The organism is Methylovirgula sp. 4M-Z18, from assembly GCF_037890675.1.
Taxonomy (GTDB): Bacteria; Pseudomonadota; Alphaproteobacteria; order Rhizobiales; family Beijerinckiaceae; genus 4M-Z18.
In genome coordinates, this window is the sequence record NZ_CP149574.1 from 2,973,338 (window position 1) to 2,994,073 (window position 20,736).

General features: G+C 62.9%; 22 protein-coding genes. 8 read left to right on the plus strand and 14 right to left on the minus strand.

Going from position 1 to position 20,736, the window contains the following annotated elements; genetic code table 11:
- Positions 1 to 3: 3 nt before the first annotated feature.
- The 10 genes from V9T28_RS13730 to V9T28_RS13775 all read right to left on the minus strand — a co-directional run bounded on the left by V9T28_RS13730 (position 4) and on the right by V9T28_RS13775 (position 8,670).
- The gene (locus tag V9T28_RS13730) at positions 4 to 543 is read right to left on the minus strand and encodes a gamma carbonic anhydrase family protein (protein WP_116399485.1); all 540 of its coding nucleotides are present in this window, start codon (positions 541 to 543) and stop codon (positions 4 to 6) included.
- Between the two features lie 15 nt (positions 544 to 558).
- The gene (locus V9T28_RS13735; RefSeq protein WP_116399868.1) at positions 559 to 954 is read right to left on the minus strand and encodes a DUF3126 family protein; all 396 of its coding nucleotides are present in this window, start codon (positions 952 to 954) and stop codon (positions 559 to 561) included.
- Between the two features lie 138 nt (positions 955 to 1,092).
- Entirely contained in the window at positions 1,093 to 1,923 is an 831-nt protein-coding gene (cysE, locus tag V9T28_RS13740; protein ID WP_116399486.1) for a serine O-acetyltransferase, read from the minus strand.
- A gap of 109 nt (positions 1,924 to 2,032) precedes the next feature.
- On the minus strand, positions 2,033 to 2,974 hold the full coding sequence (locus tag V9T28_RS13745) for a phosphatidate cytidylyltransferase (RefSeq protein ID WP_116399487.1): 942 nt from the start codon (positions 2,972 to 2,974) through the stop codon (positions 2,033 to 2,035).
- Positions 2,971 to 3,612, minus strand: coding sequence for a lysophospholipid acyltransferase family protein (locus V9T28_RS13750; RefSeq protein ID WP_116399488.1), 642 nt, complete (start codon positions 3,610 to 3,612; stop codon positions 2,971 to 2,973). The genes V9T28_RS13745 and V9T28_RS13750 overlap by 4 nt, the downstream gene beginning before the upstream one ends.
- Positions 3,613 to 3,658: 46 nt before the next feature.
- Entirely contained in the window at positions 3,659 to 4,084 is a 426-nt protein-coding gene (locus V9T28_RS13755; RefSeq protein WP_116399489.1) for a hypothetical protein, read from the minus strand.
- Positions 4,077 to 5,381 (minus strand): phosphatase PAP2/dual specificity phosphatase family protein, encoded by a 1,305-nt coding sequence (locus tag V9T28_RS13760; RefSeq protein WP_116399490.1) that lies wholly within the window; start codon positions 5,379 to 5,381, stop codon positions 4,077 to 4,079. Before V9T28_RS13760 ends, V9T28_RS13755 begins: the two co-directional genes overlap by 8 nt.
- On the minus strand, positions 5,382 to 7,136 hold the full coding sequence (locus V9T28_RS13765; protein WP_116399491.1) for a bifunctional alpha/beta hydrolase/class I SAM-dependent methyltransferase: 1,755 nt from the start codon (positions 7,134 to 7,136) through the stop codon (positions 5,382 to 5,384).
- Between the two features lie 122 nt (positions 7,137 to 7,258).
- The gene (locus V9T28_RS13770; protein ID WP_116399492.1) at positions 7,259 to 7,873 is read right to left on the minus strand and encodes a CDP-alcohol phosphatidyltransferase family protein; all 615 of its coding nucleotides are present in this window, start codon (positions 7,871 to 7,873) and stop codon (positions 7,259 to 7,261) included.
- Positions 7,874 to 7,902: 29 nt separating this feature from the next.
- The gene (locus V9T28_RS13775) at positions 7,903 to 8,670 is read right to left on the minus strand and encodes an alpha/beta fold hydrolase (protein WP_116399493.1); all 768 of its coding nucleotides are present in this window, start codon (positions 8,668 to 8,670) and stop codon (positions 7,903 to 7,905) included.
- Positions 8,671 to 8,866: 196 nt separating this feature from the next.
- Here V9T28_RS13775 and V9T28_RS13780 point away from each other — a divergent pair, with 196 nt between their 5' ends.
- From V9T28_RS13780 to V9T28_RS13795, 4 genes are all read left to right on the plus strand, one after another.
- Complete coding sequence (locus V9T28_RS13780; protein WP_116399494.1) at positions 8,867 to 9,163, plus strand: hypothetical protein; 297 nt, start codon at positions 8,867 to 8,869, stop codon at positions 9,161 to 9,163.
- Between the two features lie 124 nt (positions 9,164 to 9,287).
- Positions 9,288 to 9,530 (plus strand): zinc-finger domain-containing protein, encoded by a 243-nt coding sequence (locus V9T28_RS13785; protein WP_116399495.1) that lies wholly within the window; start codon positions 9,288 to 9,290, stop codon positions 9,528 to 9,530.
- 4 nt (positions 9,531 to 9,534) lie between these two features.
- Entirely contained in the window at positions 9,535 to 10,734 is a 1,200-nt protein-coding gene (locus V9T28_RS13790; RefSeq protein ID WP_116399496.1) for an FAD-dependent monooxygenase, read from the plus strand.
- 71 nt (positions 10,735 to 10,805) lie between these two features.
- A complete protein-coding gene (locus V9T28_RS13795; RefSeq protein WP_116399497.1) occupies positions 10,806 to 11,843 on the plus strand; it encodes an aldose epimerase family protein in 1,038 nt (345 codons plus the stop codon).
- 42 nt (positions 11,844 to 11,885) lie between these two features.
- On the opposite strand, the gene ruvB is transcribed toward V9T28_RS13795, so the two are convergent.
- Positions 11,886 to 12,929 (minus strand): Holliday junction branch migration DNA helicase RuvB, encoded by a 1,044-nt coding sequence (gene ruvB / locus V9T28_RS13800; RefSeq protein ID WP_116399498.1) that lies wholly within the window; start codon positions 12,927 to 12,929, stop codon positions 11,886 to 11,888.
- 188 nt (positions 12,930 to 13,117) lie between these two features.
- On the opposite strand from ruvB, the gene V9T28_RS13805 reads away from it, so the two are divergent.
- On the plus strand, positions 13,118 to 13,588 hold the full coding sequence (locus V9T28_RS13805) for a hypothetical protein (protein WP_116399499.1): 471 nt from the start codon (positions 13,118 to 13,120) through the stop codon (positions 13,586 to 13,588).
- A 56-nt stretch (positions 13,589 to 13,644) separates the two neighbouring features.
- On the opposite strand, the gene V9T28_RS13810 is transcribed toward V9T28_RS13805, so the two are convergent.
- Positions 13,645 to 14,538: an EamA family transporter gene (locus V9T28_RS13810; RefSeq protein WP_158554722.1), complete on the minus strand. Its 894-nt coding sequence runs from the start codon at positions 14,536 to 14,538 to the stop codon at positions 13,645 to 13,647.
- A 143-nt stretch (positions 14,539 to 14,681) separates the two neighbouring features.
- Between V9T28_RS13810 and V9T28_RS13815 the strand changes: the two genes are divergently transcribed.
- Positions 14,682 to 15,530, plus strand: coding sequence for a LysR family transcriptional regulator (locus V9T28_RS13815; RefSeq protein ID WP_116399501.1), 849 nt, complete (start codon positions 14,682 to 14,684; stop codon positions 15,528 to 15,530).
- 195 nt (positions 15,531 to 15,725) lie between these two features.
- Here V9T28_RS13815 and fumC read toward each other — a convergent pair whose 3' ends face one another.
- Positions 15,726 to 17,111 (minus strand): class II fumarate hydratase, encoded by a 1,386-nt coding sequence (gene fumC, locus V9T28_RS13820; protein WP_116399502.1) that lies wholly within the window; start codon positions 17,109 to 17,111, stop codon positions 15,726 to 15,728.
- 305 nt (positions 17,112 to 17,416) lie between these two features.
- Here fumC and V9T28_RS13825 point away from each other — a divergent pair, with 305 nt between their 5' ends.
- Both V9T28_RS13825 and nhaA read left to right on the plus strand, forming a co-directional pair.
- Positions 17,417 to 18,175 (plus strand): MOSC domain-containing protein, encoded by a 759-nt coding sequence (locus V9T28_RS13825; protein WP_116399503.1) that lies wholly within the window; start codon positions 17,417 to 17,419, stop codon positions 18,173 to 18,175.
- Between the two features lie 30 nt (positions 18,176 to 18,205).
- Positions 18,206 to 19,390 carry a Na+/H+ antiporter NhaA gene (gene nhaA / locus V9T28_RS13830; protein WP_116399504.1) on the plus strand — a complete coding sequence of 395 codons (1,185 nt, stop codon included), beginning with the start codon at positions 18,206 to 18,208 and terminating at the stop codon, positions 19,388 to 19,390.
- Between the two features lie 13 nt (positions 19,391 to 19,403).
- Here the strand turns inward: nhaA and V9T28_RS13835 are convergent, their stop codons facing one another.
- A complete protein-coding gene (locus V9T28_RS13835; RefSeq protein ID WP_116399505.1) occupies positions 19,404 to 20,393 on the minus strand; it encodes a DUF4167 domain-containing protein in 990 nt (329 codons plus the stop codon).
- Positions 20,394 to 20,736: the final 343 nt, after the last annotated feature.

Sequence of the window (20,736 nt, forward strand, 5' to 3'; positions counted from 1 at the left end):
CGACTAACTCTGTCCGTCGAGCCGCTTCAGGCCCTTCGCAAAGCGCTGCCAATTGCGCACGTAATTGGCGGCCGATAGGCGCAGGCGCTGCAGGTCGTCCCGCGACAGGACGCGAACCGCTTTCGCCGGCGCGCCGACGATGAGCGAGCCATCGGCGAATTCCTTGCCTTCGGTCACAAGCGCATTGGCGCCGACAAGGCAGCCCGCACCGATCTTCGCGCCATTCAACACAGTTGCGCCCATGCCGATCAGCGTGCCGTCGCCAATCGTGCAGCCGTGCAGAATCGCGCGGTGGCCGATAGTGCAATCGACACCGATCTGCAGGGGAAGGCCCATGTCAGTATGGAGCACGCAATGCTCCTGGATATTGCTGCGCGCACCTACGCTGATCCACTCGTTGTCGCCACGCAGCACCGCCCCGAACCAGATGCCGACATCCTCGGCAAGATCGACCCGCCCGATCACTTCGGCGCTCGGCGCAATCCAATAGCGGCCGTCCGCGGGAAGCTTGGGGGAAACATCGTCGAGAGAGTAGACGGGCATGGCCGGGATCCGCTGTTAAAAATCGTCCAGATCGAAATCCAGGATCGCCATTTGCAACGTGTAGCTTTTCGCCTTCGGATCGTCGGCGGAGATGACGCCGATATGATCTTCGCCGCAATTGAGTTCGACGGAATCGACCTTCTTGGCACGCGCCACAATCTTCAGCTTGTCGTTCTCGAACAGCAATCGGAGATAGGATTCCAGTGCCGGCCGCTCGACCGGGATTTTCATGTCGAAAGCAAAGGACCGATCGCCGTCCTCATCGTCGACGATAATGCCGCCAATCCGGCGCTCACCCAAATGCACATCTGCCATTTCGGCGTTTTTCGGATTCAGACTGACGCGAATCGCGTCATTGCCGAAAGTCTGACGCAAAAACGCCTGCAGCTTTCGCAATTCGGTTTTTTCCAGCATTCTGTCTCCGCCAAGGATATTCGGACGCGTCCAATCGGCGCGTAAAACGCCGCGTGGATTTGCCACGAATGGACGAGGCGGGCAAGAGGGAATGACGGAAGCGCGGGCTGGCCGCCCGCGTCCAAAGATGACGGATTAAATCTCGTAGCCCAATTTATCGGCGATCAATTGGTCCATCGTCCGCGACGGCTCGGCGCAGCCTGCGACACCGACCACCTTGGCCGGGACGCCGGCGACGGTCGTATTGTGCGGCACCGGGGCCAGCACGACCGAGCCCGCGGCGACGCGGGCGCAATGGCCGACTTCGATATTGCCCAGGATCTTGGCGCCCGCGCCGATCAGCACGCCATGGCGGATCTTCGGATGCCGGTCGCCGGTTTCCTTGCCCGTGCCGCCCAGGGTCACGCCCTGAAGGATCGACACATCATCCTCGATCACGGTCGTCTCGCCGACGACGAGACCGGTGGCGTGGTCAAGGAAAATGCCCTTGCCGATCTTCGCCGCCGGATTGATGTCAGCCTGGAAGACTTCCGAGGCGCGGCTCTGCAGGTAGAGCGCAAAATCCTTTCGGCCCGCTTTCAGCAGCGCATGGGCGAGGCGATAGGTTTGCAGCGCGTGGAAACCCTTGAAATAGAGCAGCGGCTCTATCAGCCGGTTGCTCGCCGGGTCGCGGTCGGCGACGGCGAGAATGTCGGCGCGAAAAGCTTCGCCGATCGCGGGGTCGCGGGCGGCGAAATCAGTAAAGGCCTGGGCGATCAGATCGCCGGAGACCTCGCGATGATCCAGCCGCGAGGAGACGCGCTGGATGACGGCGCTTTCCAGGGTGTCGTGGTTCAAAATGGTCGAAAACACGAAGCCGGATAATTCGGGCTCGCGCCGCACCATATCCTCGGCTTCCTGCCGGATACGGGTGAAAAGCGGATCAGCATGCAAACCAACGACCTTAGCACTCTGAACTTGGGCCATCCGCCCCTCCCAAAAAACCGGCCGACACCATAACATAATTTGCTGCGTTGCACGCGCAAAATACATCCGTGCCACACGACATAGGTCGCAAGCGCCACCATGCCCAGCCTTATACGGTAAACCAGTACCGCGTCATGTGAAAAAAGATCGGTGCGGCGAAAATCACCGAATCCAGTCGGTCGAGAATGCCGCCATGGCCCTCGATCACCCGGCCCCAGTCCTTGACGCCCCGGTCTCGCTTGATCGCCGACATGACAAGCCCGCCCAGAAAACCCATCAGGCAGATGACGAAGGCCATGCCCGCCGCTTGCAGGACCGAAAACGGGGTGATCCACCACAGGCCGGCGCCGAGCAAGGTCGCGCTCAAACCGCCGCCGATCAGCCCCTCCCAGGTTTTGGAGGGCGACAGATTGGGGGCGACCTTGTTGCGGCCGAACAATTTGCCGAACACATATTGCAGCACATCCGACCCCTGCACGACGATAACGAGGAAGCAGATCAGCAGTAGGCGCTTCGCTTCGAAGCCGGGGATCGGCAGGGTGAGCAGCGCCGGCACGTGGCTGACGCAAAACACGCAGATCATCAGTCCCCATTGCACGAATGCGATGCGCTCGAGGAAGTGCAGCGTGTCGCCGCGCAAAGCCGCAATGATCGGCAGGATCAGAAAGCAATAGACCGGGATGAAAATCGAATAGAGCCCGTACCAGTCGATCCAGACGAGGTAATATTGCACCGGCAGGCCAAGCAGGAAGATCGCCAGCAGCGCCCAATGATCGCCGCGGCGGGTGGGCGTGAGGGTCAGAAACTCGCGCAAGGCGGCGAAGGACGCGAGGCCGAACAGCAGAATGACCGCACCCTTGCCGAGCAGGAAGGCGAGGCCGATGATGATCACCATCACCCACCAGGCATTGATGCGCTGATTGAGATTCTCGATCACCGGATTTTTATGCGGCCGGGCGCGCCACGCGAGCAATTGGCCGACCAGGGTCGCAACCGCGAGAACGCCCAATGTACCGCCGAACAGCAGGAAAATTTCGTGGGGCGCTTTCATCGGTGGAAATCCGCAGGCTTGAGGGCGAGAAGGGCATTGCGGGCGCGCGCGATAAAATCGTCGCGCTCCTCATCGGGCGCAACGGCGATCGGCGCACCGAAAATCACGCTGCACAGCAATGGCACGGGCAGAAATTCGCCCTTCGGCATGACGCGGCCGATGTTCTCGATCCACACCGGCACGAGTTCGAGTTCGGGATTGGCTTTGCTCAAATGATAAAGGCCGCTTTTGAACGGCAGCAACGGCTCGTCGCTCGTATTGCGTGTGCCCTCGGGGAAGAAGATCAGCGATACGCGCTCGTTGACGGCGGCCATCATCACATCGAGCGGCGCGGGCTGGCCAGGCTGATGCTGCCGGTCGATCAGCACCGCATTGAACACCGATCTGCCGATGAAGCCCATCAGATCGTTGCCGCCCCAATAATCCTGCGCCGCAACCGGCCGGGTCGAGCCGCGCAAGGACCACGGCAACGCCGTCCAGATGAGGAGGAAATCGCCGTGGCTGGCATGATTGGCGAAATAAAGCCGCTGCTTTTCGCTCGGAAGGCAGCCGCGCCAATCCGGCCGTACGCCGGTAACCAGCCGGGCCAGAGCGATGATGCCAAAGCCCAAGACGCGGGCGAGAATCTGTTTGCCCATGGATGCCCCCGAACGACGCGCAGATCAGCTTTCCGATGCACTCCTGCTATCGGATGCGCCAGTGCAAAAAAACGGCCCAAATGGTTGCGAACAGCAAGATCGACGTCTGCGCGACAACGCACACGATCAGGTTCTGGAGCAGGCGAATGGCGCCGCGCGAGCGATCCTCCATCGACCGCGTCGGGCCGATCGTGCGGATCAGCCCGAGGCGCCGCATCGCTTCGTCGAACGAAGCAAGCGTGTGTTCCTGCGACGCGAGAAGCGTGAACAGGTCGGCATCGAAGCTGCCCCGCGCCGCGAACCACATGCCGCCGGCAAAGGCGCAGAGCCCGAGTGCGAACGACAGCGGGCCGACCATCGGAACGAGCAGCGCATGCGCGATGAGGAGCACACAGGACGCCGCCTGCAGCCGGGGGCCATTACGCAAGGCATAGGCGGTGACGCGCGCCAGAACGACATCAGTTTCAGCCACGGACAGCCTCCTCGATGCGCGCCCGCTGTGGCGCCTTCACTGCGATACGCGGCCGCACTTGTGCAAGGCTTTGCAAGGCGGCTTCGACATTGGCCGCATAGCCGCTGCGCACCAGCCACACCGCCACGGCGGCAGCGCTCCGGCCATAGCCTAGCGCACAACAGACCAAAACCGTATCGCTTGGAGCGGCCTGCGCGATCGAATCCGCAGCGCCCCGCAAAGCGGCAATATCGGGCGCAACGAGATCGAGCAGCGGCGTGCTGCGCCAGAGGCCGGCATAAGGAGGCCGCGACAATTCGGCGGTCAGGTCGATGACGCGGGCAAAACGCGCCGCATCGGCACGCGAGGGAAAGCGGCCGAGAAAGACCGCCGGCGTCACTTCGACACAAGCGTGATCCCGCCGTGTCCACAGGCGCGAATTGAGCCGGGCGCCGGCAAGGTATGGCGCCAGCATCCAGCGCACCGAATAATGGATGATTCCGTCCTCGCTTTTTTGAAACAGCGCCGGCCCCAGCCATACATAGGCCAGCGCGACGCTGGCAAAGGCGAAGGCGGGCCACCAAAGCCACAGCGCGGTTCCACCGAAGGCGCTGGCGAGCGAAACGCAAACGCCCGCCGCGAGAAGATAACAACCCGCAAGCTTCAACCGGCCCGGTTCGTGCGTGAGACGCGCCGCCGCGAACGGACTGCGGCCGCTGTCGGGAAATAGCCAGATGCAGAAAAATCCGAGGAGCAGGCCGGTCGGGATGTCGATGAAATGATGCTGGAATGTGGTCATGACCGAGACGATCACCAGGACCGACAGGGCCGCAAAAACCGGCAGCCCGGCGCGCGGCAGAATTTTATGGTAGAAGTCCCACAGAATGACGGTCAGCGCCACATGCAGCGACGGCGCTTCGTTGAAAGGCTTGTCGACCTGCCCGAGCGCGTCGAAGAGATATCCCTCCAGGCCAGTGGTTTCCGGCCTGTCCCAGGAAAATTTAAGCGGAAAGGCCAGAAAGCAGGCGATGGCGATGATCTGCACCACCAACAAGCGTTTCGCATGGCAGTCGAGTTCCTGCCTTGTGCGGCACAAGAGCAGCGATGCGGCATAAAACGCGTTGGTCGTCCAATAAGGAATGATGGTCCAAGCCAGAAACGGGACGCGGCGCTCCCAGTCGAAGACAATCGACGGCACGTCGGATTTCGCGGCGGTCCATTCGTTGGCAAAGCCGTAGCTCGCGTAGAAAAAGGTGCCGAGCACAGCCAGATACAGGATGGCGCGGCCCAGTGGCCGCTCGCCGAAGATGCGCGGCATTTACGGCTCCTGCCGGATCGCGAGCGAGACGGTGAAAATGCCCCATTGATCGATGCGCTGGGTGATTTTGCGAAAGCCCGCTGCGGCAACGAGTTGATCCATTTCTCCTTGCGTGCGGCGGCGCATCACCCAAGCCTGGCCCTGCCGATGCGATGTCAACGCCCGCGCGATCATCTCCAGTTGCGGATGCCAAGGCTGGCCGGTGTAGACGAGGTAGCCGCCATGCGGAATCGCACGCGACAGCCCGTCGAGCGAGCGGCGGATCATGTCATTGTCCGAAAACAATTCGTAAAGGCCCGAGACGATGCCAAGCGTCGGCTGCGGCGCGATTTCGGCAATGCTTTGCCCATCGAACGCATCCGCCTGCACGAAATGGGCGACGGTCTGCAGACCTTTTTCCGCGATCAGCTCCTGCCCGGCGCGCACATTGGAAGGCGAATAATCGCGCAGGAGAATGGACTCCGGCCGTGCAGCCTCCGCGGTCAGGGCTTCGAGCACATAACGGCCGTGCCCGGCGGCAATGTCGAGCACATGCAGTGGCAGGCCAGCCGTGCGCAGATTGCCGAGCGCGAGGCGGATCAGTTCCTCCACATGCGCTTTGCGCTGGCGAATGCCCTTCCACCCGACCGCGTCGAGATAGGTGCGGTCGATCGCGCGCCCCACAAAACCGCGTCCCGCCGGCTCATTGCGATAGACGTAATCGAGCGTGGCGCCGGAATCGAACCCGGCCTGATGGCCAAGCTCGATGCCGTCCGAAAGGAGGCCCGACAGGCGCAGTTGCGCACGATAGCCCTGCCAGTAGAGGCCGCGCGGCGACAGGGCGGCGAGCGGCGAGGCGAGCCTATCCGCTTCGTCGCGCGTGTAGCCGAGCTGGTGTGCTTGGGTCAGATCTTGCTTTTCGAGCGGCGCGTCGAAACGTTCAAGGACGAAACGCCGCACTTGGGCGAGCGCCGCGGCGCGGCCGAGTTCTCCCAGCGTGTCGTGAAAAAAGCCTGACAGAATATGGCGCTCTTTGATCCGCGCGCCGAGATTGCAGAAGAAGGCATGTTGCGGCTCGTGGCGGACGACGAAATCGGCACCGGAGATCAGCATTTGCGTCGGCACCTGGATGGCGCGGGCGTCAGTGACCACACGCTTCGCGGCGTCGTTCAGCTCGAGCAGAATATTCACCGAGATCGGCCGGCTGATCAGCGGATCGGCATCGTAGGACGCACGGCGCACGGGATCGTGGGTAAGGAACTTGGCTTTCACATAGGAATTGACGAAGAAATTGCCGCGCAACTTTTGCTGCAGCCGCAAGCCGGTCCGCGCGAAGGGCACGTAGAGCTTCACCTGAAACGCCGGGGAGGCGAGCACCAACGCGCGCAGGTTCGGCGCATAATCATGCACCCAGGTCGCGACCGTGACTGCTCCCACCGATTGGGCGATGACCGCCATGTCCTCGACCGCGATCCCGTCCTGCGCGGCAATATGATCAATGAGCGTCTGCACGTCGCGCACGCTCGCCGCAAAGCTCGGCGAATAGCCACGCTCGCCCGGCGACCGGCCATGGCCGCGCGCGTCCCAGGCGTAAAAGGCAAAGTCGGGCAGATCGAGTTCGTCGACGAGATGCGCCATCCGGCCGCCATGCTCGTGGCCGCGATGGAACAGCACGATGGCACCGCGCGGCGATGCCGAAACGGCCGGCCAACGACGATAGAACAGCTCGACCCCATCATGGGTCGCGAACGTCTTCTCCAGGCAGTCGCGGCTCATTGCACAGCCCTCCAGCCGTTTCTTGACAATTAAAATTGTTAGTTAATGATTACTAACACAACTATCTGACAAGTCAAGGGTGTCGACCACCGTCGCGCATCTGTTTTCCTGAAATATGCCCCCTACCCTGTGCTCGATGTGTGCTCGCGCACACCACGGCGGACGCGATTTGCCGCTGTCCAAATGCTCAAGACGATCAGGACCGGCTGCAGCCAGAAGAGCCGGCCGAAGAGTGGCAGGCCGAGCCCGGTCCACAGGCCGAGCGCGCCGAAGACCAGCGCCCGGTCGCTCTTGCCGAGCGGGCCGTCATAGCGCCGCGACGCGCCGATGAGCGGCCCCATCACGCCGGCATATTCGCTGCAGACGGCGGCGAAAATCACTCCGAAAATCCAGAACGGCGAAAACGGCGCGAGCAACGCGAAGGGCAGAACCAGCGCCGCATCGGACACGATGTCGCACAATTCATTGAGATAGCCGCCAAGCGTGCTTTTCTGGCCGTGCTCGCGCGCCAACATGCCGTCGATGGCATTCAGCGCCATACGCAGGAACAGCCATATCGGCAACAGCAGAAACAAAATGTGCCACGCGGCGAAGGTGCAGAGAAAAGCGCCAAGAAGAATGGAGAGAAGGGCCGCCGTCAGCGTCACCTGATTGGCCGTGTAACCTTGCTCGGCCAGACGTTGCGCATAGGGCCGCAGGAGGTTTTGAAAACGCGGTTTCAGGTCGTAGAGGGTCAAGGCCGTCTCCCTCAATGTCTAAAGAAACCCTACGCGCGAGTCTCCAAAAACGCTAGTACACCTTGTTTATAGACCTTGTCGCCGACGGCGAGATTGTGATCGCGCCCCGGAATGTCGAGCGCCTCGCCGCGCGGCAGCATCGCGGCGAGCTCGTGCGCGTCGCCGGCGACGTCATCCTTGGTGCCGATGGCGACCAGCGTCGCACAATCGATTTCGCGCACCTCGCCGCGTGTCAAGGTCTGCCGCGAGCCGCGAATGCAGGCGGCAAGCGCCCGCAAATCGCTTTTCGTCTGCTCGGCAAAGGCCCGAAACATGCGCTGCATCGGGTCCGTCAGGCCGTCGAGCGAGGGCGCCTCCATCGCATCGGCAATGCCGAGCGGCAGCCCAACCCCGTCAACCAGGTGATTCCCAAGGCCGCCGAAAACCACGGAACGGACCTTGCGCGGATAGGCGCGTGCGAGAAAGGCGCTGATGCGCGCGCCCATCGAATAGCCCATCACATCGACGCGCGCGAGGCCGAGGTGGTCGAGCAGATTGCTGGCATCCTGCGCCATCACGTCCGACGCATAGGCGGCCGGGTCGTAGAGTTTTTCGCTTTGACCATGCCCGCGATTGTCGAGCGCAATCACCCGCCGTCCCGCCCGCGTCAGCACCTGCACCCACATCGGGTTGACCCAATTGATCGCGTGAGTCGACGCAAACCCGTGAATGAGCAAAATCGGCTCGCCCCGGTCACCCGACGTCGGCGGCACGTCGATATAGGCGATCTCGACACCTTGAGAGGAGAAAAACTGCATTTGTCATCCGATTGTAATTTTCCCTCATTATTCAATTGCTTGCAGGAATGTGTCAACACGCCATCGTTTCGCTTCCTGTCGTGCAAGCACAAATTGTCGGAGCAGCCTTGCATTTTTGCATCGCACGACGAATTGCTGCAACGCACAAAACAAGTATAGTCGTTCACATATGAAACACTGTGCTAGGGCAACAGCCTTGACGACCTCGTGGAACACCAAATACGGCCGCCGCCGTCTGCGCCAAGATCAGCCGACCATTGCGGAAGCGCTGTCGGCTGCGCAATGCTTCGCCGACGATCCCGAGCATCAGATCGCGCTTGCCGCCGACCTGCTAGGCGTCGCGGTCGAAGAGGTGCGAGGCGAGATGAAGAAAATGCTCGCGGCCAAGCGCCGCGCTGCACCGACCGTGTCGGTTTCGAGCCGGTCCGGCGCAACCCGCACGGTCGTGGTCGAGCGCAAGGCGCCGCGCCGCATGATGACGCGCGTGCCCTGAGCCAAACCAGAGCCCTTGCGCCGGCCCTGGGGCCGAGGCGCAGGACGCAACGGGACAAATCTCAACTGGCGAACGCGCCGCGGACGCGTTAAAGATTCGCCACGAGAATTTCGGGAGTTCCAGCATGGCCGACCACGTCACGCCACATTTTCATAATACCTCAGGTTTGGCGCAAATCCGGGTCGGCGCGAAGGAATTCATGTGCATCGGCGCTTTGCCGCCCTTCGATCATCCGCATGTTTTCATCGATATGGGCGCGGACAACGAAGCGATCTGCCCCTATTGCTCGACGCATTACGTCTATGACGCGACGCTCCACGGCCATTCCGATCCGGCCGACTGCGAGCTGACGAGCACGGCCGCCTGATTCCATGACCATTCACGCCGGCCGGCATGCGATTGTCGCGGGCGGCGGCATCGGCGGCCTGACTGCGGCCCTTTATCTCGCGCGCGCGGGCTTTCGCGTCTCCATTCTGGAGCGCGCGCCGGTGTTGGAGGAAGTGGGTGCCGGCCTGCAGGTCCCACCCAATGCCAGCCGTATTCTCGACGATCTGGGCGTGCTCGAACCGCTCCAGCGCCAGGCGCTGCAACCGCAAAACATCCGCATCCGGCGAGGCAAGGACGGCGCCGATCTGTCGCGCCTCGCGCTCGACGACGCGGAGACGCGCTGGGGCGCACCTTATCTTGCCGCCCACCGCGCCGATTTGCACCGCGCCCTTCTCGATCGCGTCGCGCTTGAACCCGCGATCAGCCTCTATCTCGACCGGGCCGTGGCCGGCTGCCAGATTCGCGGGCAAGAGGTGCAGGTCGGCATCCGGCGCGGCCCGTTGCGTCTCAGCGAAACGGCGGATCTCCTGATCGGAGCGGACGGCCTGCATTCGGCGGTGCGCGCCCGGCTCTACGCGCAGGATCCGCTGACCTTCAGCGGGCTCACGGCATGGCGCGGCTTGATCGATGCAAGGGCGGCGCCCGCCAGCCTGCGCCTGCCTGAATCGAACATCTGGTTCGGCGCCAAACAGCATCTCGTCCATTATCCGATCCGCGCCGGGCAATGCGTCAATGTGGTCGCGATCATCGACGACACGTGGACCGCGGCGCCAAATGCGCAAGACTGGGACACAGCCGCCGATGCCGGCACCGTGACAGCGCGATTCGCCCGCTGGCATCAGGACGCCCGCGCCCTCATCGCCACCGTGCCGGCCTGGCGCAAATGGCCGCTGTACGAGCGCCCGCTCATACCCTCTTATGTCGAGGACCGCATCGCGTTGCTCGGCGATGCCGCCCATCCGATGATGCCGTTTCTCGCGCAGGGCGCCGCCATGGCGATCGAGGACGCGGCAAGCCTGGGACGCGCCTTGCGCGCGACGTCGGACATTCCTGCCGCGCTAAAATCCTACAACGCGATGCGCCTGCAGCGGACCCAGCGCGTGCAGAAGGAGGCCAAGAAACAGGCGCGCATCAGCCACCTCTCGGGCCCGGCCGCTGTTGTCCGCGACATCGGCATGCGGATGATGGGACAAAAGCGGCTGCTCAAACGATACGATTGGCTGTATGCGCCTCAACAGTCGTGAAATCCTTTCTCGCAGTTTAGGGAGAAGGGAATTCAATCGGCAAGATGACACACATGTAGGGAGAGCACGGGATGCGGCGGGTTTTTGGAACTTACGAAGGGACGCCGATCGAGGAAATCAGCCTCACTGGGCCCGGCATCAGCGCCAAGATCATTACGTGGGGTGCAAGCGTGCGTGATCTTGTCATCGCGACGCCGCGCGGACCGCAGCGCGTGGTGATCGGCTTCGATCAGCTCGACCATTACCTCGCTTATGCCGCCCATGCCGGCGCGATCGCCGGCCGTTACGCCAACCGGATCGACGGAGCCAGCTTCTCCATCGACGGCAAGCAATACACGCTGCCGAAGAACGAGTTCGAGCGGCAGACCTTGCATGGCGGCGGGCGCGGACAGGCATTCGGCGAGCGCCCCTGGCAAATCGCCGCGTTCGACGCGACCAGCGTCACCTTGACCTTGCATTCGCCCGATGGCGACGCGGGCTTTCCCGGCGCGCTCGATGTGTCGTGCACCTACCGCCTCACCGAGCCCGCCACGCTGCGGATCGAGCTGACCGCGCGGACGCAAGCGACGACCGCCTTGAATCTGGCGAGCCACAGCTATTTCCACCTCGATTTACCGAGCGGATTTGCCAATCGCGCCGTGCCGCCGTCGATCGACCACGAATTCGAAGTGGCCAGCGATTTCTATGCACCGCTCGACCGTTACAACATTCCAACGGGCGAAATCCTGAACGTCGCCGATACGGTCTATGATTTCCGCACGCGCCGCCCGATCCGGCACGAGAGCGGCACGAAATACGATATGGGCTTCGTGGTGCGCGACACGCCCTATGCCGGTCACCTGCCCTATGCCGCGACGCTGCACGGCCCCGCGACCGGCATGCGCATGGATGTCTTCACCACCGAGCCGCACTTACAATTCTACGACGCCGCTCACTTCCATGCGCCGGTCGCCGGACTGGACGGCGCCCAATATGGCGCCCACTGCGGCATTTGCCTGGAGCCGCAGCGCTACCCCGACGCGCCGAACCGCCGCCACTTCGGCGCCAGCCTGCTGCGGCCCGATGAAACCTATGCGCAAGTGACGGAATGCCGGTTTCAGGCGGGGTAACGGGTTCCTTCTCCCCGCACGCGGGGAGAAGGAATATTCCGATCACTCTTCCTCGCTAAATAGCCCGAATTGCGAAACGTCGCGCGCCGGCTCCTTCAGGCCCAGATGCCTGAACGCCTGCGCGGTAAGCAACCGGCCGCGCGGCGTGCGTTGTAGGAAGCCTTGTTGCAGCAAGTAGGGCTCGATGATGTCTTCGATCGCGTCGCGCGGTTCGGACAAAGCCGCTGCGATCGTCTCGATGCCGACCGGCCCGCCGCCGAAATTCACCGCGATCATGTCGAGATAGCGCCGGTCCATCTGGTCGAGGCCGATTTCATCGACATCGAGCAGGCGCAGCGCGCGGTCGGCCACGGCCCGCGTCACGACGGGATCGTTGTCGACGATGGCGAAATCGCGCACCCGCCGCAGAAGCCGCCCCGCGATGCGCGGCGTGCCGCGCGCGCGGCGGGCGATCTCATTGGCGCCGTCCTCGGCCATCGGCACGCCGAGCACGCGCGCGCCGCGCCGCACGATGCTCTCCAACTCTGGCACCGTGTAGAAATTCAAGCGGATCGGAATGCCGAACCGGTCGCGCAAGGGAGTCGTGAGTAGACCGGCGCGGGTGGTGGCGCCAACCAGGGTGAATTTGGCGAGATCGATCTTCACTGAACGCGCCGCCGGCCCCTCGCCGATGATGAGATCGAGCTGGAAATCCTCCATCGCGGGATAAAGAATTTCCTCCACCGCCGGATTGAGCCGGTGAATTTCGTCGATGAACAGAACGTCGTGCTCTTCCAGATTGGTGAGCTGCGCGGCGAGGTCCCCGGCCTTGGCGATCACCGGCCCGGAGGTCGAGCGGAAATTCACTCCCATCTCGCGCGCGACGATCTGCGCCAGCGTCGTCTTGCCGAGGCCCGGCGGCCCGACGAACAGCACGTGATCGAGCGCGTCCTTGCGTGCTTTGGCCGCCTCGATGAACACTTTCAGGTTCTTGCGCGCCGCCTCCTGGCCGGTGAAATCAGCTAAGCTGAGCGGACGCAGGGAAGCGTCGGTATCATCCTCGCGCTTTTCGCTGGAGACAAGGCGGGGTTTTGAAACGTCGGTCACAGGGCGCTTTCGGAGCGGGAATCAGGAATCGTGTGACCCGCTTTTAACACCTTTTGGCCCCGGAAAGGGAGATGAGCCGCTCGCAGGACCTCGCTCGCCATCGTGCCGATGCCACTTTATGCGGACTCGGTCTGAACTTGAGTTCGTGGTATTCTTCACCCTTAGCTTAATCTCCCTTGGACATGGCCATGAGCGCAAAGATCGTCGCACTAGCGGTCGCCGGCTTGGTCATGCTGACCGGCGGCCTTGCCGAAGCGCAGGACAGCTTGAGCGGCGCGGTCATCGTCATCGCCAAGGGGAGCTGTACGCGCTTCACCGTGTCGGGTCAGAGCTATTCCTGCAGTGCGATCATTTATTCGCATTTCAGGAACGGCCGCACCGGCTGGCAGATCCCAATTCCAAATGGTGCCCTGATGCTCTCCGGTGGACGCGATAGCCAGCCCGATCCCACCAAATATATCTTGCAGATCGACATGCTCCGTTTCGGTCGAGGCGACGGCTCTGGCCAAAACTATCGCGTAGAAGGCACTTGCACGGCAAGCCTCTCGGCCGATGGCGAATATTTTTACACACTCTCATGTTCGGCCAAGGGTGGCGCCGAGGATATCCAGCTTGAGTTCAAGGGCGACGGATCGCCCGTCGACCGTAAGGTTCTGTAAGGCGCAATGTTCGACGTTACGCGCCGCCCTCGTGTCCCGTCCTCGGTGAATGGGCGTCAGGCCCTGCCCTTCGCCTCGCCGAGCGCGGCCGCGACGCTGGCGATAACCACCATTCCGATGCCGGCCATCTGTGCGGCGCCCATGGCCTGCGCGAGAATGAAATAGCCCGCGATCGCGCCGACCGCTGGTTCAAGACTCATCAGAATGCCGAAGGTCCCCTGGGATAGGCGGCGCAACGCGTTGAGTTCGAACGCATAGGGGATCAGCGGCGAGAGCACTGCAAGGCCGAAGCACATCGCCAGAGTCCCCAGCGAGACAGGCGTGCCGAGCGTCGCCACGCCGAAGGGCGTCAGGACCAGCGCGGCAATGGTGAACGGCATCACGAGGCCTTCCAAGCCGGCAAAAGCCGTACCGATGCGCTTGGTGAGAATGATGTAGCTGCCCCAGCCGACACCGGCGCCCAGCGCGCACAGAATGCCGGCGACATCGGTGGCCGACATGTCGCCAAATCCGACCAGAAGCACGACGCCGGCCAGCGCCAGCAACGGCAGCAGCACCGCGCGCCAGCCGCGCAGGCCGACGGCGGCGATGAACAACGGCCCGAGAAATTCGGTGGCCACGGTCAGGGCAAGCGGGATCCGCTGCAGCGCCATGGCAAACAGAAAGGTCATGGCTGCATTGGCGAGGCCGAGCAGAACCACCGCCCGCCATTGCGCAGCCGAATAGGCGAAGATGCGCGGGCGGATCCAGACGAGCAGGATCAAGGCCGAAAAGCCCATGCGGAACCAGGTGACCTGCGCCGCCCCGAGTTCGCGGATCAAGGGCGCCGAAAGCGCCGCGCCAACCTGAATCGTGCAGATGGAGGCCACCGCCAGGCCGACGCCGGAGAGGGTTCGCTCGCCAAGCATCTGGCTGCGGCTGAGGGTTCCCGAAATCGTGCTGTTTTGCATGGCGCGCGTCCTGAAATACCGATGCGCCGGATGGAAAAGCGGCTTATCGCCTGCCCACGGCGCGAAAAGATCGGCAATCGTTCTAGCGCGAAGCGCAATCATAAGATATGCTAATAGTGTTTATGTTTGAATAAGCGTTTCTTATGATGCGAGACCTCAACACCGACCTCCTGCGCACCTTCGTCACCATCGTCGAAGCGGGTAGTTTCTCGCAAGCGGCGCAGCGGCTCGGCCGCACGCAAGCGGCCGTCAGCCTGGCGCTGCGCCGCCTCGAAGAGGATGTGGCACAAGCTGTGCTGGAGCGCTCGCCGCGCGGGGTCAGCCTCACGCCGGCGGGCAACGTGCTGTTGCCGCATGCCCGCAAAATCCTCGGCGCCGCCGACGAGGCGCGGCGCGAGCTGGCCGGACGGGCGGTGCGCGGCCGGGTACGACTCGGGCTGATCGAGGATGTCGCGGTGGGTCATTTGCCGCGCGTTCTGCGCCGCTTTTCCCTCGCCTATCCGGGGATCGATCTGGATATTCATGTCGATACCAGCGAGGCGCTGTCGCACCGCTTCGACGGCGCGGAATTCGATCTCGTCATCTCGAACCGCGACCCGTTCGACCTCACGCCTTTGATGACCTGGTCGCAGCCGCTCTACTGGGTCGGCGCCAAGGATTTTTCGCTTGCCGCGCCCCCGGTGCCGCTCGTCGCGTTCAACGGGCCCTGCTCCTGGGAGCGCTCCGCCCGCGCGGCGCTGGATCGCGCCGGCATGCCCTGGCACGACGTCTGCACGAGTTCCAGCCTGCTCGCCGTTCTCTCGGCGGTCGAAGCGGGCCTTGGCGTCGCGGTGCTGCTTGGCAACACGATTCGCCTGGAGACGATGCGGATTCTCGAACGCGACGAACTCCCGCCGCTCAAAGCCGCCGAATTCGGCCTCTTCGCCGCCGCAGAGCCGCACGTCCCGGCGCGGGAACTGGCGAAGTTTCTGGCGGAGGATTTGCGAAGGTAAGGTCGCAGGCCGCGGGCTATAGGAAAGCCACAATGTCATCCCGGGCTTGACCCGGGATCCAGGGCCACACAACGGTTGAATCATCATTAGCGCTGTGCCGCAGGCTAAACGCGCACGTGCGACTCTGGATCCCGGGTCAAGCCCGGGATGACAATATCTGGTGTCTCACCAAATTGAGGCAAGGGCCATTCACATTCACCCGATCATCTTCGTCGGATCGACCAGCACATCATATTCCTCCGCCGTGACCAGCCCCGATTTCAGCGCCTCTTCGCGCAAGGTCGTGCCGTTGTGATGGGCGGTCTTGGCGATCTTCGCCGCCGCGTCGTAGCCGATCTTCGGCGCGAGCGCGGTGACGAGCATGAGCGAGCGCTCCAGTCCCGCCTTGATATTGTCCTCGCGCGGCTCGATGCCGACGATGCAATGATCGGTGAAGGAGCGCGCCGCATCGCCCAGCAGGCGCACCGACTGCAGGAAATTATAGGCCATCACCGGATTGAACACGTTGAGCTCGAAATGGCCTTGGGCATCGGCGAAGGTCAACGTCGCATGATTGCCGAACACTTGCGCGCAGACCATGGTGAGCGCTTCGCATTGCGTCGGATTGACCTTGCCCGGCATGATCGACGAGCCCGGCTCGTTTTCCGGCAGCGCCAGTTCGCCAAGGCCAGAGCGCGGGCCGGAACCGAGGAAGCGGATGTCGTTGGCGATTTTGAACAAGGATGCCGCGAGCGTGTTGAGCGCGCCATGCGAAAACACCATCGCATCATGCGCCGCGAGCGCCTCGAATTTGTTCGGCGCCGAGGTGAACGGCAGGCCGGTGATTTCGGCGATCTGCGCTGCGACCTTTGTCGCAAAGCCTTTCGGCGCATTGAGTCCGGTGCCGACCGCCGTGCCGCCTTGCGCGAGCTGCATCAGCATCGGCAGCGTCATCTCGATGCGCGCGATGCCATTGTGCACCTGCTGCGCATAGCCGGAAAATTCCTGACCCAGCGTGAGCGGCGTCGCGTCCTGCGTATGGGTGCGGCCGATCTTGATGATATGCGACCAGCTCAGCACCTTCGCGTCGAGCGCAGCGGCGAGATGCTTGAGCGCAGGCAGCAGATGCCGCACGATTTCTTCCGCCGCGGCAATATGCATCGCGGTCGGATAGGTGTCGTTCGAGGATTGCGACATATTGACGTGATCGTTGGGATGCACCGGCGTCTTCGATCCCATCGTGCCACCGAGCATTTCGATCGCGCGGTTGGAAATCACCTCGTTGGCGTTCATGTTGGATTGGGTGCCCGAACCCGTCTGCCAGACGCTCAACGGAAAATGCGCGTCGAGCTTGCCGTCGATGACCTCTTGCGCCGCGCGCACGATCGTGTCGCCGATGGTGGGGTCCAGCTTGCCGAGCGCCATATTCGCCTCGGCCGCCCCGCGCTTGACGATGCCGAGCGCCCGGACGATCGGCTGCGGCTGCTTCTCCCAGCCGATCTTGAAATTGCCGAGCGAGCGCTGCGATTGCGCGCCCCAATAATGATCGGCGGGAACTTCGATCGGGCCAAAGGAATCGGTTTCGGTACGGATCGCAGACATGGCAAAACTCTCGCTCGTGAACGTCCCGGATTATAGGCGCAGGCATGGCAAAAGCGATAAACGACTTGCATTTCGCCCCTGCCCGCATTGACATCGTTCCTTATTTGTTCTAGTTTCCAGCAGCGGATGAGCAGGCTCGCGCCTGTGCGGCGTTTGACAGTTCGAAAAGAGGTACCGAACTCGGCGGGAACGATGGGCCGAGCGGAATAAAAAATTTTTGAGAACAAACTAATAGACGATTTAACCAAATTATATCAATATATTAAGCGAATATTCACACCGCATGCGAGTGAAATGGGTCGTTCATGAAGATTTCTGCGCTCTATCGCTACCCCGTCAAAGGCCTCTCCGCCGAAGCACTCGACGAGGCTGAACTGACCGCCGGCGGCTACTTTCCGGGCGACCGGATTTTTGCGATCGAGAATGGCCCGTCGGGGTTCGATCCGGACGATCCCGAACATCAGCCGAAAATCAAATTCCTGATGCTGATGCGCGACGAGCAACTCGCCAAATTGTCCACCCGCTATGACGATGCGACAGGCGTTCTGACGATCGCGCGGGACGGCAAGCAGGTGTGTCGGGCCGATCTGTCGCAGCCGATCGGCCGCACCTTGGTCGAGCAATTCTTCGCCGCGTTCATGCAGCACCATCTGCGCGGCGCGCCGAAGCTCCTGGAGGCGCCGGATGGTTTTCGCTTCACCGACTCGGCGAAGGGCTTCGTCTCGCTGATCAATCTCGCCAGCGTCAGCGATCTCACCCGCGTCGTCGGCCGCGCGGTCGAGCCGTTGCGCTTTCGCGGCAATGTCTATTTCGACGGGCTCAAGCCGTGGCACGAATTCGATCTCATCGGCAAGAAACTCGCGATCGGCGACGCGCGTCTCGAAGTGCTGAAGCGCATCAGCCGTTGCGCCGCCACCAACGTCAATCCGGTCACGGCCGAGCGCGATCTCAATATTCCGAACGCCTTGATGCGCGGGTTCGACCACACCGACTGCGGAATCTACGCACGCGTGCTGAATGGCGGATGCATTCGGCCGGGGGATACGATTAAGATCGCCGCTTGATCCCTCTGATCCTGCCGATCCTCGACCCCGATGCAGCACCACCCGCAGTCGCGCCTTCATCGCTCTGTCTTGCGCGAATTTCTGCGCTCGGAAGCGGCCGGCGGTATCGTCCTGATGTCGGCCGCGGCGCTGGCACTGATCGTCGCCAATTCGCCGCTCGCCGACACCTATTTTCATGTGCTCGAATGGCCGCTCGGCCCGCTCAGCGTGCTGCATTGGATCAACGACGGCCTGATGGCCGTGTTCTTCCTGCTGGTCGGGTTGGAAATGAAGCGCGAATTGCGCGTCGGCGCGTTGGCGGATTGGCCGGCCCGCCTGCTGCCGGGCATCGCCGCCTTGGGCGGCATGGGCGTACCGGCGCTGATCTTCAGCCTTGTCAATCTGGATCAGCCGCACACATTGCGCGGCTGGGCGATTCCGGCCGCGACCGACATTGCCTTCGCCCTCGGCGTGATGACGCTGCTTGGATCGCGGGTGCCGGTGTCACTGAAGATCTTCCTGGCGGCGCTGGCCATTCTCGACGACCTCGGCGCGGTGCTGATCATCGCCCTGTTCTACACGCACGATTTGTCGCTGCCGATGCTGCTCGTCGCGCTGCTCATCGGGCTTGGCCTCGTCGCGCTCAACCTGCGCGGCGTACGGCAACTCTGGCCCTATCTGCTGCTGGGGCTCGGCCTCTGGGTCGCCTTCCGCGCCTCCGGAATCCACGCGACTCTGGCGGGCGTCGTGCTCGCTTTCACGATTCCCCTCGGATCGAACGGACTCGAAGACGAGCACGCGCCGCTGCTGCGGCTGGAACATTGGCTCTCGCCCCGGGTCGGCTTCCTGATCGTGCCGCTGTTCGGCTTCGCCAATGCCGGTGTTTCGCTCGCGGCGGTGAGTCCGCGCATGCTGACGGCGCCCCTCACCTTCGGCGTCATTCTCGGCCTGTTTACCGGCAAGCAGATCGGCGTGTTTCTGAGCACCTTGGCGGCGGTCCGGACCGGCCTCGCCAGAAAGCCGGAAAATGCCTCCTGGCTGCAGATCTATGGCATTGCCGTCCTCTGCGGCATCGGCTTCACTATGAGCCTGTTCATCGGCGACCTCGCCTTTCCGACTTCCATTGCCTTGCAGGACGAGGTGAAAATCGGCGTGCTGGCGGGTTCGTGCCTCGCCGCCTTGGCCGGCTTGCTGATCCTGCGCATCGCGCCGCACGGCGCAAAAAAGGGGGCCTGAAAGGCCCCCTCGATTACTCGACCGGCACGTCGCCGGCATTGGCCGGCTCGTTCGTCTGCTCTTCCGGCCAGCCGCCACGCGGCGGACGGCCGCGACGGCGGCGCACTTTGACCGGAAATTCGACCGACTCCTCGCTCGCCTGCGGCGGCTCGGCGGCGGGCGTCTCAGCCGGAGGCGGCGGGCTCGCCTCAGCGATTTCTTCGCGCACCGGCGGCTCGGCTTCGTGGACTTCCGGCTCGGGCGTCAGATTGACGCGGGTCGGCGCGGTGATGAACGCGGGTAAGCCGCCCGGGCTTTCTTCGAGCTCCGGCTGCTGCGCGGCAAAGCGCGGCTGGCTCTGATCGTTCCGCTCGCGGAACGGACGCGGCTCGCGCTGGGGACGTCCGTCACGGAAGTTGTTGCGGCCTTGCCGATCCTGATAGGGGCGATCCTGCTGCCGCTCCTGGAACGGTTGACGCTCCTGATAGGGCCGGTCCTGACGTGGCGCGCGATCCTGATAGGGCTGGCGCTCGCCGTAGGGCTGGCGATTCTGGTGCGGCTGGCGCTCCTGATGCTGTGGCCGCTCGCCCGGCTGGCCATTGCCATAGGGTTGCGCATCGCCGCCGAAATTCTGCGGCATCGGCGGCTGCGGCATCGGCGCGGTGGCCGCCTGCGGCGGGCTCCGCTCCAAAGGCGAGGCAAAACGGTCCGGAATGGCGGCAAAATCGTCGTCGTCCTCGGCGTCATCCGCCTCCGGCTCGCCGGGCTGCCGCTGATAGCCGAATTGCGCCTGGGCCTGCGCCTGCTGGGCCGCGGCGATCAGGCGGAAATAATGCTCGGCGTGTTGCAGATAGCTTTCCGCCGCCACGGTATCGCCGGACGATTGCGCGTCACGCGCCAATTGCAAATATTTCTCGGCAATATGTTGAGCGGTACCACGAATCTTCACGTCAGGCCCGTTGGACTCATAGCTGCGCGTCAGCGGATTCGGGCCCTTGCGATTGTTATTGTTACGTCCGCGCATACGCTTGTTATTTTGTCCTGGTCTCATCGACTTTCCCTAGTAACTAACGGGCGTATCAGCCCATGCCGGGCCCCGTACCGTCCCGGTCGTTTCGAGTGACTTAATGATTACGAATGGATGATCGGCTCTCCGGCCCAATGTCCAACATTACCCGTGGCTTAACCCACGGCATCGCGATACCAGCTCGCCAGCTCATATCAACGAATTCCGAGATTTAACGTCTGCAGATCCACCAAGGCTCAAGATTGAGGCGAGGTTTCCGGAGCATCGCGACAAGCCGGTCAACGGCCGTCGAAACGGCTACAACGGAGCCCCTTCCCCGTAAGCGTCAGCTTCCTAAGCG

Bases quoted from the DNA above. Each gene is read 5' to 3' on its own strand.
- V9T28_RS13730 (WP_116399485.1), bottom strand. From the start codon at position 543: ATGCCCGTCTACTCTCTCGACGATGTTTCCCCCAAGCTTCCCGCGGAC.
- V9T28_RS13760 (WP_116399490.1), bottom strand. From the start codon at position 5,381: ATGCCGCGCATCTTCGGCGAGCGGCCACTGGGCCGCGCCATCCTGTAT.
- nhaA (WP_116399504.1), top strand. From the start codon at position 18,206: ATGCAGCACCACCCGCAGTCGCGCCTTCATCGCTCTGTCTTGCGCGAA.
- V9T28_RS13810 (WP_158554722.1), bottom strand. From the start codon at position 14,538: ATGCAAAACAGCACGATTTCGGGAACCCTCAGCCGCAGCCAGATGCTT.
- V9T28_RS13785 (WP_116399495.1), top strand. From the start codon at position 9,288: ATGGCCGACCACGTCACGCCACATTTTCATAATACCTCAGGTTTGGCG.
- V9T28_RS13805 (WP_116399499.1), top strand. From the start codon at position 13,118: ATGAGCGCAAAGATCGTCGCACTAGCGGTCGCCGGCTTGGTCATGCTG.
- V9T28_RS13815 (WP_116399501.1), top strand. From the start codon at position 14,682: ATGATGCGAGACCTCAACACCGACCTCCTGCGCACCTTCGTCACCATC.
- V9T28_RS13775 (WP_116399493.1), bottom strand. From the start codon at position 8,670: ATGCAGTTTTTCTCCTCTCAAGGTGTCGAGATCGCCTATATCGACGTG.
- cysE (WP_116399486.1), bottom strand. From the start codon at position 1,923: ATGGCCCAAGTTCAGAGTGCTAAGGTCGTTGGTTTGCATGCTGATCCG.
- V9T28_RS13750 (WP_116399488.1), bottom strand. From the start codon at position 3,612: ATGGGCAAACAGATTCTCGCCCGCGTCTTGGGCTTTGGCATCATCGCT.
- V9T28_RS13765 (WP_116399491.1), bottom strand. From the start codon at position 7,136: ATGAGCCGCGACTGCCTGGAGAAGACGTTCGCGACCCATGATGGGGTC.
- V9T28_RS13825 (WP_116399503.1), top strand. From the start codon at position 17,417: ATGAAGATTTCTGCGCTCTATCGCTACCCCGTCAAAGGCCTCTCCGCC.
- V9T28_RS13745 (WP_116399487.1), bottom strand. From the start codon at position 2,974: ATGAAAGCGCCCCACGAAATTTTCCTGCTGTTCGGCGGTACATTGGGC.
- V9T28_RS13835 (WP_116399505.1), bottom strand. From the start codon at position 20,393: ATGCGCGGACGTAACAATAACAATCGCAAGGGCCCGAATCCGCTGACG.
- V9T28_RS13795 (WP_116399497.1), top strand. From the start codon at position 10,806: ATGCGGCGGGTTTTTGGAACTTACGAAGGGACGCCGATCGAGGAAATC.
- V9T28_RS13790 (WP_116399496.1), top strand. From the start codon at position 9,535: ATGACCATTCACGCCGGCCGGCATGCGATTGTCGCGGGCGGCGGCATC.
- fumC (WP_116399502.1), bottom strand. From the start codon at position 17,111: ATGTCTGCGATCCGTACCGAAACCGATTCCTTTGGCCCGATCGAAGTT.